Annotated in this window: 19 protein-coding genes, 1 tRNA gene and 1 pseudogene; 14 read left to right on the top strand and 7 right to left on the bottom strand. The window is 59.1% G+C overall.

What is annotated here, in order from left to right; translation table 11 throughout:
• Window positions 1–2 precede the first annotated feature (2 nt).
• The 14 genes and pseudogenes from FBX99_RS18640 to FBX99_RS18575 all read left to right on the top strand — a co-directional run bounded on the left by FBX99_RS18640 (window position 3) and on the right by FBX99_RS18575 (window position 8,277).
• Window positions 3–359: a four helix bundle protein gene (locus tag FBX99_RS18640; RefSeq protein ID WP_145132476.1), complete on the top strand. Its 357-nt coding sequence runs from the start codon at window positions 3–5 to the stop codon at window positions 357–359.
• A gap of 244 nt (window positions 360–603) precedes the next feature.
• Entirely contained in the window at window positions 604–1,731 is a 1,128-nt protein-coding gene (locus FBX99_RS18630) for an RNA-directed DNA polymerase (RefSeq protein WP_145132474.1), read from the top strand.
• A 39-nt stretch (window positions 1,732–1,770) separates the two neighbouring features.
• Window positions 1,771–2,694, top strand: coding sequence for a DNA cytosine methyltransferase (locus FBX99_RS18625; protein ID WP_145132472.1), 924 nt, complete (start codon window positions 1,771–1,773; stop codon window positions 2,692–2,694).
• Between the two features lie 46 nt (window positions 2,695–2,740).
• Window positions 2,741–3,187, top strand: coding sequence for a hypothetical protein (locus FBX99_RS18620; protein WP_145132470.1), 447 nt, complete (start codon window positions 2,741–2,743; stop codon window positions 3,185–3,187).
• Between the two features lie 11 nt (window positions 3,188–3,198).
• Window positions 3,199–3,405: a hypothetical protein gene (locus FBX99_RS18615; RefSeq protein ID WP_145132468.1), complete on the top strand. Its 207-nt coding sequence runs from the start codon at window positions 3,199–3,201 to the stop codon at window positions 3,403–3,405.
• Complete coding sequence (locus FBX99_RS18610; protein WP_145132466.1) at window positions 3,395–4,063, top strand: hypothetical protein; 669 nt, start codon at window positions 3,395–3,397, stop codon at window positions 4,061–4,063. Before FBX99_RS18615 ends, FBX99_RS18610 begins: the two co-directional genes overlap by 11 nt.
• Window positions 4,063–4,356 carry a hypothetical protein gene (locus tag FBX99_RS18605; RefSeq protein WP_145132464.1) on the top strand — a complete coding sequence of 98 codons (294 nt, stop codon included), beginning with the start codon at window positions 4,063–4,065 and terminating at the stop codon, window positions 4,354–4,356. The genes FBX99_RS18610 and FBX99_RS18605 overlap by 1 nt, the downstream gene beginning before the upstream one ends.
• Window positions 4,357–4,402: 46 nt before the next feature.
• Entirely contained in the window at window positions 4,403–5,092 is a 690-nt protein-coding gene (locus FBX99_RS18600) for a hypothetical protein (RefSeq protein ID WP_145132462.1), read from the top strand.
• A 70-nt stretch (window positions 5,093–5,162) separates the two neighbouring features.
• Entirely contained in the window at window positions 5,163–5,477 is a 315-nt protein-coding gene (locus FBX99_RS18595; RefSeq protein WP_145132460.1) for a hypothetical protein, read from the top strand.
• On the top strand, window positions 5,474–5,866 hold the full coding sequence (locus FBX99_RS18590; RefSeq protein WP_145132458.1) for an ead/Ea22-like family protein: 393 nt from the start codon (window positions 5,474–5,476) through the stop codon (window positions 5,864–5,866). Before FBX99_RS18595 ends, FBX99_RS18590 begins: the two co-directional genes overlap by 4 nt.
• A gap of 49 nt (window positions 5,867–5,915) precedes the next feature.
• Window positions 5,916–6,384, top strand: a pseudogene (locus FBX99_RS18585) (class I SAM-dependent methyltransferase).
• 48 nt (window positions 6,385–6,432) lie between these two features.
• Window positions 6,433–6,771 (top strand): hypothetical protein, encoded by a 339-nt coding sequence (locus FBX99_RS18580; RefSeq protein WP_145132456.1) that lies wholly within the window; start codon window positions 6,433–6,435, stop codon window positions 6,769–6,771.
• 43 nt (window positions 6,772–6,814) lie between these two features.
• Window positions 6,815–7,228, top strand: a complete 414-nt coding sequence (locus FBX99_RS29215) for a hypothetical protein (protein ID WP_256664091.1) — start codon at window positions 6,815–6,817, stop codon at window positions 7,226–7,228.
• Window positions 7,114–8,277, top strand: coding sequence for a tyrosine-type recombinase/integrase (locus tag FBX99_RS18575; protein WP_256677805.1), 1,164 nt, complete (start codon window positions 7,114–7,116; stop codon window positions 8,275–8,277). The genes FBX99_RS29215 and FBX99_RS18575 overlap by 115 nt, the downstream gene beginning before the upstream one ends.
• Window positions 8,278–8,346: 69 nt before the next feature.
• Here FBX99_RS18575 and FBX99_RS18570 read toward each other — a convergent pair.
• From FBX99_RS18570 to rpmI, 7 genes are all read right to left on the bottom strand, one after another.
• A tRNA-Pro gene (locus tag FBX99_RS18570) sits at window positions 8,347–8,423 on the bottom strand.
• A 90-nt stretch (window positions 8,424–8,513) separates the two neighbouring features.
• A complete protein-coding gene (locus tag FBX99_RS18565; RefSeq protein ID WP_003179985.1) occupies window positions 8,514–8,870 on the bottom strand; it encodes a MerR family transcriptional regulator in 357 nt (118 codons plus the stop codon).
• Window positions 8,851–9,153, bottom strand: a complete 303-nt coding sequence (ihfA, locus tag FBX99_RS18560; protein ID WP_002553164.1) for an integration host factor subunit alpha — start codon at window positions 9,151–9,153, stop codon at window positions 8,851–8,853. Before ihfA ends, FBX99_RS18565 begins: the two co-directional genes overlap by 20 nt.
• 3 nt (window positions 9,154–9,156) lie before the next feature.
• Window positions 9,157–11,535, bottom strand: coding sequence for a phenylalanine--tRNA ligase subunit beta (pheT, locus tag FBX99_RS18555; RefSeq protein ID WP_145132452.1), 2,379 nt, complete (start codon window positions 11,533–11,535; stop codon window positions 9,157–9,159).
• Window positions 11,536–11,562: 27 nt separating this feature from the next.
• Window positions 11,563–12,579 carry a phenylalanine--tRNA ligase subunit alpha gene (gene pheS, locus FBX99_RS18550; protein WP_139644397.1) on the bottom strand — a complete coding sequence of 339 codons (1,017 nt, stop codon included), beginning with the start codon at window positions 12,577–12,579 and terminating at the stop codon, window positions 11,563–11,565.
• Window positions 12,580–12,688: 109 nt separating this feature from the next.
• Window positions 12,689–13,045 carry a 50S ribosomal protein L20 gene (rplT, locus tag FBX99_RS18545; RefSeq protein WP_024779372.1) on the bottom strand — a complete coding sequence of 119 codons (357 nt, stop codon included), beginning with the start codon at window positions 13,043–13,045 and terminating at the stop codon, window positions 12,689–12,691.
• Window positions 13,046–13,075: 30 nt separating this feature from the next.
• Window positions 13,076–13,270 (bottom strand): 50S ribosomal protein L35, encoded by a 195-nt coding sequence (gene rpmI / locus FBX99_RS18540; RefSeq protein WP_002553160.1) that lies wholly within the window; start codon window positions 13,268–13,270, stop codon window positions 13,076–13,078.
• Window positions 13,271–13,293: the final 23 nt, after the last annotated feature.

The following is a 13,293-nucleotide window of genomic DNA, read 5'->3' as shown; positions in this document are numbered from 1 at the left end:
CAATGGGAATGCATACAGAACTGAGCATCTACAAGGTGTCGATGGGTTTGTTGCTCATGGCTACCAACATGACACGAAACATACCCCGCGACCTGAAGCAGTCGCTTGGCAAGCGGGTGATTGATGAGTGCATCGACGTGCTGATGTTGATTGCCCGGGCTAACTCGACCCGGGACAAGCATCCATACCTGACCTCGCTGGTAGAGAAGGTTCAGGTCATCGAGTTCCTGATGCGGCTTTTCAAGGAAAGTCGATTCATCAGCGTCCCACAGCATGCCAAGGCTATCGAGGTCACCACCTCAATTGGCAAACAGGCTAACGCCTGGAAACGCTCCACCCCAACCGCGCCCGCCATCTGAGAGTTACGGCTTTCAGGTCTGTGCGAATTGAATCTGGTCGTGCCGCTGACCTTCGGGTCACCGCCATGCGCACAAGAGATACCGCCGGTCTAAAGCGTCCGTGTAGGTCTCGCGCAGTTTCCTCGCTGATCGGCTCTGCCTTCGGCTTGGCAACGTAGATAGCACGATAGGTCGCAGCGCTCCGCCTACTACGCATTCAACATGAACTTCGATGATGGCAATCAGAACAACAACGACAAGAACAATGAGCTCCGTGTCCGCCCCGTCCGCAGATTCGAACGTTGGCCCCTACCCGTTCAGCGATCTTGTCCAGGCCTATTACGACTGCCGACGCTCCAAGCGCAACAGCGACAGCGCGCTGGCTTTCGAAATGGACCTGGAAAGAAACCTGAGCGAGCTGCACGGCGACCTGATCGCCGGTACTTACCGGCCAGGCCGTTCTATCTGCTTCGTGGTCACCCGACCGAAGGCCCGGGAAGTCTGGGCGGCTGCCTTTCGGGACCGCGTCGTCCATCACCTGCTGTACAACCATGTGGCCCCGCGCTTCTACGCCAGCTTCATAGCGGACAGTTGCGCATGCATCCCCGGGCGCGGCACGTTGTATGCCGCAAAGCGCCTTGAGTCCAAGATCCGCAGCGCCAGCCAGAACTGGTCGAAGCCGATCTTCTACCTGAAGTGCGACCTGGCGAACTTCTTCGTCGCCATCGACAAGGAGGTGTTGCGCCGGCAGTTGGCCGCCAGGATCACAGAACCTTGGTGGTTGGCGCTCGCTGAGCAAATCCTGATGCATGACCCGCGTGAGTATTACGAGACGCGAAGCCCGGCGCACCTGTTCAATCGGGTGCCGCAGCACAAGCGCCTTACCGCGCAGCCTGCGCGCCTGGGCCTGCCCATCGGCAACCTGTCGTCGCAGTTCTTTGCGAACGTGTATCTCAACGCCTTGGATCAGTTCGCCAAGCACCAGCTCGGCGCCAAGCACTATGTCCGCTACGTCGATGACTTCGTGTTCCTGCATGAGTCGCCACAGCAGCTCAACGCATGGCTGGACCAGGTTGAGGCGTTCCTGCCCAGCCTGGGTGCCAGGCTAAACCCCAGCAAGACCATCTTGCAGCCGGTTGACCGGGGTGTGGACTTCGTCGGGCACGTCATCAAGCCGTGGCGAAGAACCACCCGGAAGCGATCCCTGGCCCAGGCACTGAAGCGAACAGCTCAGGCGCCCGCCGAGGATCTGCGCGAGACGGCTAACAGTTACTTCGGCCTGCTGATTCAGGCCAGCCACAGCGAGAAGGACCGGGCTGCGCTGGCCCGCGTCGTGCTGAAGCGCGGACACACGGTCAACGGCAGCCTGACCAAGACCTACCCGAAGAAGTAACCCCACAAACTCGAATCACGCCAACCGGCGAGGATACCCATGTTCACAGCAATCGATTTGTTCGCCGGCCTCGGTGGTTGGTCTACCGGCGCCCGCGATGCAGGCGCAAAAGTTCTTTGGGCGGCCAACCATTGGCCGGACGCAGTGGAATGGCACGCGGCCAACCATCCAGACACCCAACATATTTGCCAGGACCTGCACCAAGCTGACTGGTCGCAGGTGCCGAAGCATGACTTGATGCTGGCCTCTCCGTGCTGCCAGGGCCACACGAAAGCCCGCGGCAGAGACAACGGCAACCCGAAGCACGACAACTCCAGGTCTACGGCATGGTCACCAGTTTCGAACGCCGAAGTGAATCGACCAGAGTTTGCCATCATCGAAAATGTGCCGGAGTTCATGGACTGGGTGCTGTACCCGGCTTGGGCTTACGCAATGCAGCGGCTTGGCTACTCGCTGGCGCCTCATGTTGTGGACTGCGCCGACCTTGGCGTACCACAGCACCGCGTGCGTCTGTTCATGGTTTGCTCCCTCAGCAAGGCCCCTTTGCACCTGCAGCTGCCCCGCTGCCAGCACGTTCCCGCCCGCGACATCCTGGACTTCGATGCTGGCAACTGGAGCAAGATCGACAAACCCGGTCGCGCCGAGTCAACGCTGCTGCGTGTGAAGAATGGCCGTGAGCGCTTCGGCGAACGCTTCATCATGCCCTACTACGGCTCGGGCTCCGGCCTGACTGGGCGAAGCCTTGATCGGCCCATTGGCACGATCACCACGCTTGACCGCTGGGCCCTGGTGCGCGGGGGCGAGATGCGAATGATGTCGGCGGACGAAGCCCTAGCAGCCCAGTCCTTCGGACCAGACACCAAGCGCCCGGACAATCATCGGCTGACCATGCACATGACTGGCAACGCGGTACCACCGCTGGCCGGGAAGATCGTCATCGAAGAGCTCAAGCGAGCCGCATAACTCCCCCACTCCACCGCCCGGGCATGCCCCGGCAAAGGACATAGCCATGCCCGCAGAAAAGAAAATCGCTCCGAATATCCAGCTAGCCCTCGACTACTCCCGGAGCTTCGCCGCGGCCAAGCCCAATATCGGCTTGACCGAGAAGGAACACATTGAGGGGCTGGCGAACCTGCTGGAGCGGACCGCCGCCGAGAACCAGGCCCTCCAAGAACTGCTCAACCAGCGCGACGAAGCGATTCACGACCTGGAACAGCGTCGCCATGCAGAGCAGCAGGCATGTCAGGCGGCAGAGCGGCGCATTGAGGATCTGTTGCAGATTTGCCGTGGCATTCAGAACGATACACGTCTTTGGCTCATGGTTAGCGCAGAACTTTCGGGCCGTATCAATGCCGCCCTCAACCCCACCGCCGAGGCAGCAAGCCCGGAGCACGTCTGCCCTGGATGCAACTCCAAGGACTGGTCCGCCAACTGCGATAAATGCATTCCCTACTGAGGCAGAAAGCCATGAGTGACAAAATCAAAATAAAGCTCTTCGTAGGAACTGGCTTCGCGGGCTGTGCCCACAGGGACGAAGAATTTGTGGATCGCGCCGAATGGGAGGCTATGTCCGAGCAACAGCGCGAACAGTACTTGGATGACGCAGCGACCGACTACCTGCATAACTGCGTTGAGTACTCCGCTTGGGTTGAGGAAGAAGACGATGAAGAATGAAACTGTAACCCTGTCGCGGGAGCTGGTTGGAAACCTGCGTGCACTCGTAGCCAGAAATAATACGTCCAGTTGGTCTTCCGACATGCTTGGAAAAATTGACGTAGCTCTTTCCCATACTGCGCCGCCTGCTATGCCTGAATCTGAAGTTCAATGGCAATACCATAGTCGCGGGACCTACGGTCGCTGGGTGAACATCTCTCCCGAGGGGGCTCAAGGCGCAGTTGCAGAAGGATTTCAGGTGCGCGAGCTTGTAGACCGCGCCCACGTCATCCGGCTACAGGCTGAGGTCGAGCGGTTAAAATCCCAACTTAGCGATTCCGACCACTGCTATCGTCAAGCGCACGACACGGGCATCGAATTGATGCGCGAGCGTGACGAGCTCCAATCCGAGGTAGAGCGGCTTAAATCTGAGTCTTTCGAAGAGCTGTACAACACAGTCATTGACGAGCGCGACGCCCTACAAGACGAGCTGACCAAGGCGCTGGAGTTGCTGAACAAGCATCAGTGGGAGTGGCAGCCGCCAGGACCGAACGGTGAAGACGATGGATATAACTGCATTGAGTGCGGAGCGAATGAGCTGGACGGGCATAAGTCGGGCTGTGCGCTGAATGCTGCGCTAGCCCACCAATCCGCGCCAGCCGCAAAGGATGGTGAGTGATGGTCAGCATATCGCGTGATCTTCTGGAGCGTATCGCCGCCGAACTCTACGTCCGTGGAGCTGACGGCGCCGAGGCATACGAAGAACTGACATCCGTGTTGGCTGATCCGCCCGCGCCGGTAGCGGTGGCGCCTGAAGGCTGGAAGCTCGTTCCGATTGAACCGACAGAACTTATGATCCGTCGCGGCGACCAAAATTACAGTTGGAGCGTGGCGAAGATCTACAAAGCCATGATCGAAGATGCGCCAGCCTGCCTCGACGAAGTAGCCCGCCTCAACCCAATCAAGCAGTAACCCCCTTCCCCTTCAAAGTCAGCCGCTATAGCGGCAAGGAATCCGCATGTCTCAAATAAAGGAACGGCCGATCCCGTTCTCGGCGCCGATGGTGCGCGCCATTCTGGATGGCCGGAAGACGGTCACCCGGCGGCCAGTTAAAGGCGCCGGCCTGAAATGGCTGGAAGACTTCACGCCCGAATACGTAGCGGACCCAGCGAACAGCCTCTGTCCCTACGGCAAGCCCGGCGACCGGCTGTGGGTGCGCGAGACTTGCTTCATCAACGATTATCGCGAAGCCGCAGTTCCAAAGGACGAGCGCGCAGATTGCGAAATCGTCTACCGCGCAGATGGCATCCCGGACTGGGAAGGCGAGGAAGCGTTGATCCGGTGGCGGCCATCCATCCACATGCCGCGCTGGGTCAGCCGCATCCTGCTGGAGATCATCGACGTGCGCGTCGAGCAGTTGCGGGACATCAGCGAGGAGCAGGCGCAGGCCGAAGGCTGTTTCTTCACCGACTACGGCAAAAAGTGTTTCCACGGTGGGCACGGATGGAAAGACGTCGGCGATTGCCCGGCGGTCGACGGCCACCAGCAGCGCGAAGGCTGGATGTGGGACAAGACTACCAGCCATGAGCAATGCCTGGGCTCAGCACGGCACGCCTTCGGCAACCTCTGGAACAAAGTGAATGGTCCCGATGCCTGGGACGCCAACCCCTGGGTCTGGGTCGTCGAGTTCAAGAGGGTTCAGCCATGATCCCGAAAGCCCTGGCCCTCAGCGCAATCCTGTGGGGCCTTCTCCTCCTCTCTGCTGCATTGGTGATGTCATGAGCGACCAAGCCGAACTGAGTATGACCAATTTCATTCTGGATGGTTTTTTGGAGTGGCTCGCCGACGAGTGCGACCAGCGTCGAGAGTCATACACCATCTGTTCAACGCGAGATAAATTTGGCCGCTTCGAAATGGTTTGGGTGCAGACATCTTGGATTGCCTGGCAGGCCTCCCGCGCCGCCCTGGTGGTGGAGCTGCCAAAGGCCTACGACAGCGCGCCGCCGTATGCTTGCTACGAAGGCGGCTGGAATGACATGCGCGAAGAAGCGGCAGACGCCATCGAAGCCGCTGGAGGGACGGTGAAGCCATGACCGACTACACCGAACTGAAGCGGCTGGCCGAGGCTGCAACGCCAGGGCCGTGGTATGCAGAGAACGATCGGCACGAAGGGGCCATCAACTCCGAGTATCGCCATATCGGCATGGTTTCCATGTTTGCCCAGGTGCGCGAAGACATTCCACAGAACTTCGCAAATCAGGCTTTCATCGCCGCCGCCAACCCCGCCGCAGTCCTGGCCCTGATCGCCGATAACGAGGTGCTGCGCCAAGCGCTGCAGTCCATCACTGCCCACATTGAAGGCAACATCCGCCCCACCGTGCGCGACTGCGTGAACGGCCAAAACAACATCCAGGACATCTACGGCCACTGCGATCAGATCGAAGCGATTGCAGCGGCAGCGATGAAGGAGTCACGCCCATGATCCTCCCCCTGCTCTACATGGCCTGGCTGGTGTATCGAGGGCCCAGGCCATGAGCGCTGTTCTCGATCCCTGTAGCGCAAGCCGGATGATGTGGTTCGACAAGGAAGACCAGCGGGCCCTGTTTGGCGATATCCGCGACGAAGAGCATGTGCTGTGTGATGGCCGCGTGCTGAAGGTGGAACCTGACGTCATCATGGACTTCCGGGACCTGCCATTTGCTGACGCTACGTTCAACATGGTCGTGTTTGACCCGCCCCACCTGGTGCGTGCCGGCCGGGAAAGCTGGCTGCGCCTGAAATACGGGATCCTCACCGACGACTGGCGCGACGATCTGCGCAAGGGCTTCGCCGAATGCTTTCGCGTGCTGCGCCCGGGCCAGTTCCTAATCTTCAAGTGGAACGAAACTCAGGTCCGGGTAAGCGAGATTCTGGCCCTGACCGACGAACAACCTCTGTTTGGCCACAAGTCCGGCAAGCGCGAAAAAGACGCACTGGATCACCTTCATGAAACGCCCATAACCCCAATCCCCCTACAGCCTGCCGGTGTACGGCGGGCGAGGTATTCCTGTGCTCAAACAAATCGGAAAACTCATCACCGAACCACTACGCAAGGACGCCCACAACCGGCCGCTCGGCTGGCGGATGGGGATGCGCCTGAACCACATCCATAACGACCTCCGCTTGAACTACCCGCGAACCTGGAACGTGATCATTCAAGTCGGGCGCGCACTGATTTGCAAACCGTTTGGGCACCGCTGGTCACGCTTCGAGGTTGTGAAATACGGCGACTTCGGCGATTCGCGGACATGCAGGGTCTGCCGAATCAGCCATGGGCAGCATCGAGGAGTCGATACCTACCACGAAACGCATCGGCGTGGCGGCTGGAACAAGATCGCCAAGCCATAGCCCATCACCACCTTCTGCCGCCAAGCGCGGCATGGAGCAACACATGGCAAACGCCACAGCGGCAAAGGCAACAACCATCCCGCCGCGGTTCATCCGGTTCATGGATGCCCCCGGCTATCTCGGCATGTGCCGGGACGAATTCAACAAAACAGTCAGGCCAAACGTGCGGGAATTTCCCATTGGGAAACAAGGCGTAGCGTTTGATCGCATCGAGCTGGACGAGTGGGCAGACGCCTACATTGCGAGCAAGTCGATTGAAAAGGCGGCCAATCAGGACAACAATCCCCCTCGCAGCGAGCGCCAGGGTGAACTCAAAGGAGGTAAACCATGGCGAGAAAAGCGATCTCCGGTCTCTACCAGAAAGGTGGAGTCTGGCAAATCGACAAAGTTTTCAGAGGTGAGCGACTTCGAGAAAGCACTGGCACTAGTGACCGGCAGGAGGCCGAGCAGTACCTGATACACAGGCTGGAGCAGCTTCGACAGCAGAAGGTATACGGCGTGCGTCGCACCCGTACCTGGGAAGAGGCGGCTACGCGGTTCCTGATCGAGAACAAGGACCAGCCCTCGATCAAGCTGACGGCGCATCACCTGAAGCACCTTCACCCTTATCTCAAGGGTGTGCCATTGACTCACATCGATGATCAGGCGCTTGAGCCATTCGTGAAGGATCGATTGAAAGGAATGGTGTTGCCGTGCGGGAAGCAGTTGAAGCCGGTGGCGCCCCGCACGATCAACATCTCGATCGAGCGGGTGATCCGGGTTCTTTCGCTTTGCGCAAGGAAGTGGCGAGATGAGGAACGGAGGCCCTGGCTTGATTCGGTGCCAATGTTGACAAAACTGGACCTCAAGAAAAAGGTGCGAGAGCCCTACCCTATGTCCTGGGAAGAGCAATCAATCTTGTTCGGGGAATTGCCGTCGCACCTGCAAACGATGGCCCTGTTCAAAGTGAACACAGGCTGCCGGGAACAGGAGGTCTGCAAGTTGAGATGGGATTGGGAGATTCCAGTGCCGGAACTGGGTACCAGCGTGTTCCTGATCCCATCTGATTTCGGCGGGCGGAACGAGCGGTCCGGTGTAAAAAACGGGGACGAGCGGCTAGTGGTGTTGAACAGCGTGGCGAAATCGATCATCGACAAGCAACGCGGCCAGAGCAAGGAATGGGTGTTCCCTTACAACGGCACCGCAATGCATCGCATGAATGACTCTGCTTGGAAAAAGGCACGGGTGAGAGCGGCGAAACTCTGGCAGGAGGAAAACCTTCGCCCCGCTCACCCTGGGTATGCATCCATCAGGGTGCACGACTTGAAACACACGTTTGGCCGTCGCCTTCGGGCGGCAGGTGTCACACAGGAAGACCGGAAGGCTTTGCTGGGACACAAGAACGGCAGCATCACCAGTCACTACTCGGGCGCCGAGCTCGGGCATCTGATCGAAGCTGCGAATATGGTATCAGCAACCGACTCGAGGGGACCGGTGCTGACAATCTTGAAGAGGAAAACAGGATGAAGTCCCGAAAAACTCCCCACCAATGAAAAAGCCCAACTGGCTAGAGTTGGGCTAAGTCATTGAAAAATATGGTCGGGACGGAGTGATTCGAACACTCGACCCCTAGCACCCCATGCTAGTGCGCTACCGGACTGCGCTACGCCCCGACTAGGCGTGAATCATGTTCCGCTTCTCAGCGGAACGCTCAGGAATATAACGCAAGCTTTTGAAAACTGGAAGTATTTAAAAGCAGAATTTTATTTCTTGAGCACCACCAGCACATCTTCAAGCTCGGCGATCATCTGGCGGATCATCTGTTTGTACTGGGTGGTATCGTCTTTGGCTTCGTCACCGGAGAGGCGCAGGCGTGCGCCGCCGATGGTGAAGCCCTGGTCGTACAGCAGCGCCCGGATCTGCCGGATCATCAACACGTCTTGTCGTTGATAGTACCGGCGGTTTCCGCGGCGCTTGACCGGGTTGAGTTGAGGAAACTCCTGCTCCCAATAGCGCAGCACGTGTGGTTTTACCGCACACAGCTCGCTGACTTCACCAATGGTGAAGTAGCGTTTGCCCGGGATGACGGGTAGCTCGTCGTTATGACTTGGTTCCAGCATAAGCCTCAACTCGGGCCTTCAACTTCTGCCCTGGACGAAAGGTGACCACACGGCGAGCCGTGATCGGGATTTCTTCTCCCGTTTTCGGATTGCGGCCAGGCCGCTGGCGTTTGTCCCGAAGGTCAAAATTGCCGAAACCGGACAATTTGACCTGCTCGTTGTCTTCGAGAGCGTGCCTGATTTCTTCGAAAAACAGTTCGACCAGTTCTTTGGCCTCCCGTTTATTCAGGCCCAGCTCCTCGTATAGACGTTCCGCCATCTCAGCTTTCGTCAGAGCCCCCATACGTCACTTCCTTAACGTGGCGTTCAACCTGTTTTCGAGCGAGGTGAGGATATTCTGCGTTGCGGTATTCACCTCATCGTCATTAAGAGTGCGCGATGGATGCTGCCAGGTCAAGCCGACTGCAAGGCTTTTTCTATGCGGATCAATGCCTTTACCCTGATACACGTCAAATAGCCTGAGGTCCGTCAGCCACTCGCCTGCATTTTCACGGATTACGTCCAGCACGGCGCTCGAGGCAACGTCGCGGTCAGCCAGCAACGCCAGGTCACGGCGCACTTCAGGAAAGCGCGATAACTCCTGGAATTTCGGCATTTTCCCCTGCGCCACTTCGGCCAGAACCAGCTCGAAAACGAAGACTGGACGATCGAGGCCCAAGGTTTTCGACAATTCCGGGTGGATGGCACCGACATAGCCGACTTCACGCCCGTCTCGCTCGATGCGCGCAGTTTGCCCAGGGTGCAGGGCTGGATGTTTGCCCGGCACGAAGGTGAATGCATCCAGCGCACCGGCGAAGCCGAGTACCGCCTCCACGTCAGCCTTGACGTCGAAGAAGTCGACGACGTCGCGACCCTGCGCCCAGCCTTCCGGCAGGCGGCTGCCGCAAACGACACCGGCGAGCATCGGCTCTTGCTTCAAGCCGTCCAACTGGCCGACGAAGCGCAGGCCGCTTTCGAACAGGCGCACGCGGTCCTGCTGACGGTTCAGGTTGTGCTGCAGCGACTTGACCAGACCAGGCCACAAGGACGAACGCATGGCCGCCATGTCGTTGGAGATCGGATTGGCCAGCAACAGCGGCTCGACGCCTGGGTTGAACAGTTCGAACTGGCGTGGATCGATGAAGCTGTAGGTGATCGCTTCCTGATACCCACGGGCCACCAGCAGGCGGCGCAGTTCCGGCAGGTCGCTGCGGGCTTCAGCCTTGGCTTGTGGGGCCAGGCGAGCCTGCGGGTAGCGAACCGGCAGACGGTTGTAGCCGTACAGGCGGGCCAGCTCTTCGATCAGGTCGACTTCCAGGCTGATGTCGAAACGATGACTTGGCACTTCGACGCGCCACTGCCCTGCTCCATCGGCACGGATGTTCAAACCCAAGGCGCTGAGCAGACGCTCGACTTCGGCCGCGTCCATGTCCATGCCCAGCATCTGGGAAATACGCTGGGCACGCAGGGTGACCGGTGCGATCTTGGGCAGGTGCTGTTCGTTGACGGTTTCGATGATCGGCCCGGCTTCGCCGCCAGTGATTTCCAGCAGCAGGCCGGTGGCGCGCTCCATGGCTTCACGGGCCAGTTGCCAGTCCACGCCACGCTCGTAGCGGTGCGAGGCATCGGTGTGCAGGCCGTAGGAACGGGCCTTGCCAGCGACGGCGATCTGATCAAAGAACGCGCTTTCGAGGAATACGTCGCGAGTCGACACGGAAACGCCGCTGTGCTCGCCGCCCATCACACCGGCAATGGCCAGGGCGCGGGAGTGGTCGGCGATCACCAGGGTATCGCTGCGCAGGGTGACTTCCTGGCCGTCGAGCAGAACCAGCTTCTCGCCTTCCTCGGCCATGCGCACGCGGATGCCGCCATTGATTTCGGCGAGATCGAACGCGTGCAGGGGCTGACCCAGTTCCAGCATCACGTAGTTGGTAATGTCGACGGCAGCGTCGATGCTGCGCACGTCGGCACGACGCAGGCGCTCGACCATCCACAACGGCGTCGGCTTCGACAGGTCGACATTACGGATCACACGGCCCAGATAACGCGGGCACGCTGTCGGGGCCAGGACCTCGACCGAACGCACTTCGTCATGCATTGCCGGAACCGGCGCGACCGTCGGGCGAGCCACCGGAGTGTCGTACAAGGCGCCCACTTCACGGGCCAGACCGGCCAGGGACAGGCAATCACCACGGTTCGGCGTCAGGTCGACCTCGATGCTGGCATCGTCCAGGCCCAGGTATTCACGAATGTCCTGTCCCACTGGCGCATCGGCCGGGAGTTCCATCAGACCATCGTTGCCTTCGCCGATCTGCAATTCGGCCTGGGAGCACAACATGCCGTTGGATTCGACGCCACGCAGCTTGGCCTTCTTGATCTTGAAGTCGCCCGGCAGCTCGGCGCCGATCATCGCGAACGGGATCTTCAGGCCCGGGCGCACGTTTGGCGCGCCACAGACCACCTGAAAGGTTTCCCCGCCATTGCTGACCTGGCAAACCCGCAATTTGTCCGCGTCCGGGTGTTGTTCGGTGCTCAGCACCTCGCCCACCACCACACCGCTGAATTCACCGGCGGCCGGCGTCACGCTATCGACCTCAAGACCGGCCATAGACAGACGAGCAACCAGCTCGTCCCGGCTTACCTGCGGACTGACCCAGCCGCGCAGCCATTGTTCACTGAATTTCATCCTGTTCTCCTAATAAGTTCGTGACGGCTAGCGAAATTGCGCAAGGAACCGCAAGTCGTTGTCGAAGAACAGGCGCAAGTCATTCACACCGTAACGCAGCATGGCCAGGCGCTCGACGCCCATGCCGAAAGCAAATCCCGAAAACTCTTCCGGATCGATCCCGGACATGCGCAGCACGTTCGGGTGAACCATGCCGCAGCCCATGACTTCCAGCCAGCCAGTCTGCTTGCAGACCCGGCAGCCCTTGCCGCTGCACATCACGCATTCCATGTCGACTTCAGCCGATGGCTCGGTGAATGGGAAGTACGAGGGGCGGAAACGCACCGCCAGTTCTTTCTCGAAGAACACCCGCAGGAACTCTTCGATGGTGCCTTTGAGGTCGGCGAAATTGATGTCGCGATCGACCAGCAGGCCTTCGACCTGGTGGAACATCGGTGAGTGGGTGATATCCGAGTCGCTACGGTACACACGGCCTGGGCAGACGATGCGGATCGGCGGCTTTTTCGATTCCATGGTGCGGACCTGTACCGGCGAGGTATGGGTGCGCAGCAGCATGTTAGCGTTGAAATAGAAGGTATCGTGCATCGACCGGGCCGGGTGGTGGCCTGGGATGTTGAGCGCTTCGAAGTTGTGGTAGTCGTCTTCGACCTCAGGGCCCTCGGCGATGCCGTAGCCGATGCGGGTAAAGAACTGTTCGACGCGTTCCAGGGTCCGGGTCACCGGGTGCAGGCCACCGGAGGTCTGGCCACGGCCAGGCAGGGTTACGTCGATGGACTCGGCGGCGAGCTTGGCGGCCAGGTCCGCCTCCTCGAACAACGCCTTGCGCGCATTGAGGACTTCTGTGACACGTTCCTTGGCGACGTTGATCAGCGCACCGACTTGCGGACGCTCTTCGGCCGGCAGGTTCCCCAGGGTCTTCATCACCTGGGTCAACTCGCCCTTCTTGCCAAGGTAGTGAACCCGGATTTGCTCCAGGGCATTGATATCTTCAGCGCTTTGCACAGCCTCTAGTGCTTGAGAGACCAGCGCATCCAGGTTTTCCATGTACAGACTCCAGATACGAAATAGGGGAAGAGCTTTAAGGCTCTTCCCCTATTCATGACGTTTAACACCCGGGCCCACAGAGGTGGACCCCGGTGACTGCCGGGGGTACTTAAGCCAAGGTGGCTTTAGCTTTCTCGACAATCGCAGCAAACGCCGCTTTTTCGTTCACTGCCAGATCAGCCAGAACCTTACGGTCGATCTCGATGGACGCCTTTTTCAGGCCAGCGATCAAACGGCTGTAGGACAGGCCGTTGGTACGAGCACCAGCATTGATACGAGCGATCCACAGAGCGCGGAACTGACGTTTTTTCTGACGACGGTCACGGTAGGCGTATTGGCCTGCCTTGATTACGGCTTGCTTGGCAACACGGAATACGCGGGAACGCGCACCGTAGTAGCCTTTAGCAAGTTTCATAATTTTCTTGTGACGCTTACGGGCAATGACGCCACGCTTTACACGAGCCATGAGTTACTTCCTCTATTCTTGATCCAAAAATTAACGAAGGCGCAGCATGCGCTCGACTTTTGCCACGTCAGACGGATGCAGCAAGCTGCTACCGCGCAGTTGACGCTTACGCTTGGTCGACATTTTGGTCAGGATGTGGCTCTTGAAAGCGTGCTTGTGCTTGATGCCGTTAGCAGTTTTCAGAAACCGCTTGGCAGCACCACTTTTGGTTTTCATCTTTGGCATGTTCGGATACTCCGCATTCAGTT

It is taken from the genome of Pseudomonas sp. SJZ074, from assembly GCF_007828215.1.
Lineage (GTDB): Bacteria > Pseudomonadota > Gammaproteobacteria > Pseudomonadales > Pseudomonadaceae > Aquipseudomonas.
This window is presented reverse-complemented; position numbering and strand designations above follow the sequence as displayed.

Coding starts and splice junctions, on each gene's coding strand:
- FBX99_RS18640 (WP_145132476.1), top strand. CDS start 3: ATGGGAATGCATACAGAACTGAGCATCTACAAGGTGTCGATGGGTTTG.
- FBX99_RS18630 (WP_145132474.1), top strand. CDS start 604: ATGAGCTCCGTGTCCGCCCCGTCCGCAGATTCGAACGTTGGCCCCTAC.
- FBX99_RS18625 (WP_145132472.1), top strand. CDS start 1,771: ATGTTCACAGCAATCGATTTGTTCGCCGGCCTCGGTGGTTGGTCTACC.
- FBX99_RS18620 (WP_145132470.1), top strand. CDS start 2,741: ATGCCCGCAGAAAAGAAAATCGCTCCGAATATCCAGCTAGCCCTCGAC.
- FBX99_RS18615 (WP_145132468.1), top strand. CDS start 3,199: ATGAGTGACAAAATCAAAATAAAGCTCTTCGTAGGAACTGGCTTCGCG.
- FBX99_RS18610 (WP_145132466.1), top strand. CDS start 3,395: ATGAAGAATGAAACTGTAACCCTGTCGCGGGAGCTGGTTGGAAACCTG.
- FBX99_RS18605 (WP_145132464.1), top strand. CDS start 4,063: ATGGTCAGCATATCGCGTGATCTTCTGGAGCGTATCGCCGCCGAACTC.
- FBX99_RS18600 (WP_145132462.1), top strand. CDS start 4,403: ATGTCTCAAATAAAGGAACGGCCGATCCCGTTCTCGGCGCCGATGGTG.
- FBX99_RS18595 (WP_145132460.1), top strand. CDS start 5,163: ATGAGCGACCAAGCCGAACTGAGTATGACCAATTTCATTCTGGATGGT.
- FBX99_RS18590 (WP_145132458.1), top strand. CDS start 5,474: ATGACCGACTACACCGAACTGAAGCGGCTGGCCGAGGCTGCAACGCCA.
- FBX99_RS29215 (WP_256664091.1), top strand. CDS start 6,815: ATGGCAAACGCCACAGCGGCAAAGGCAACAACCATCCCGCCGCGGTTC.
- FBX99_RS18565 (WP_003179985.1), bottom strand. CDS start 8,870: ATGCTGGAACCAAGTCATAACGACGAGCTACCCGTCATCCCGGGCAAA.
- ihfA (WP_002553164.1), bottom strand. CDS start 9,153: ATGGGGGCTCTGACGAAAGCTGAGATGGCGGAACGTCTATACGAGGAG.
- pheT (WP_145132452.1), bottom strand. CDS start 11,535: ATGAAATTCAGTGAACAATGGCTGCGCGGCTGGGTCAGTCCGCAGGTA.
- pheS (WP_139644397.1), bottom strand. CDS start 12,579: ATGGAAAACCTGGATGCGCTGGTCTCTCAAGCACTAGAGGCTGTGCAA.
- rplT (WP_024779372.1), bottom strand. CDS start 13,045: ATGGCTCGTGTAAAGCGTGGCGTCATTGCCCGTAAGCGTCACAAGAAA.
- rpmI (WP_002553160.1), bottom strand. CDS start 13,270: ATGCCAAAGATGAAAACCAAAAGTGGTGCTGCCAAGCGGTTTCTGAAA.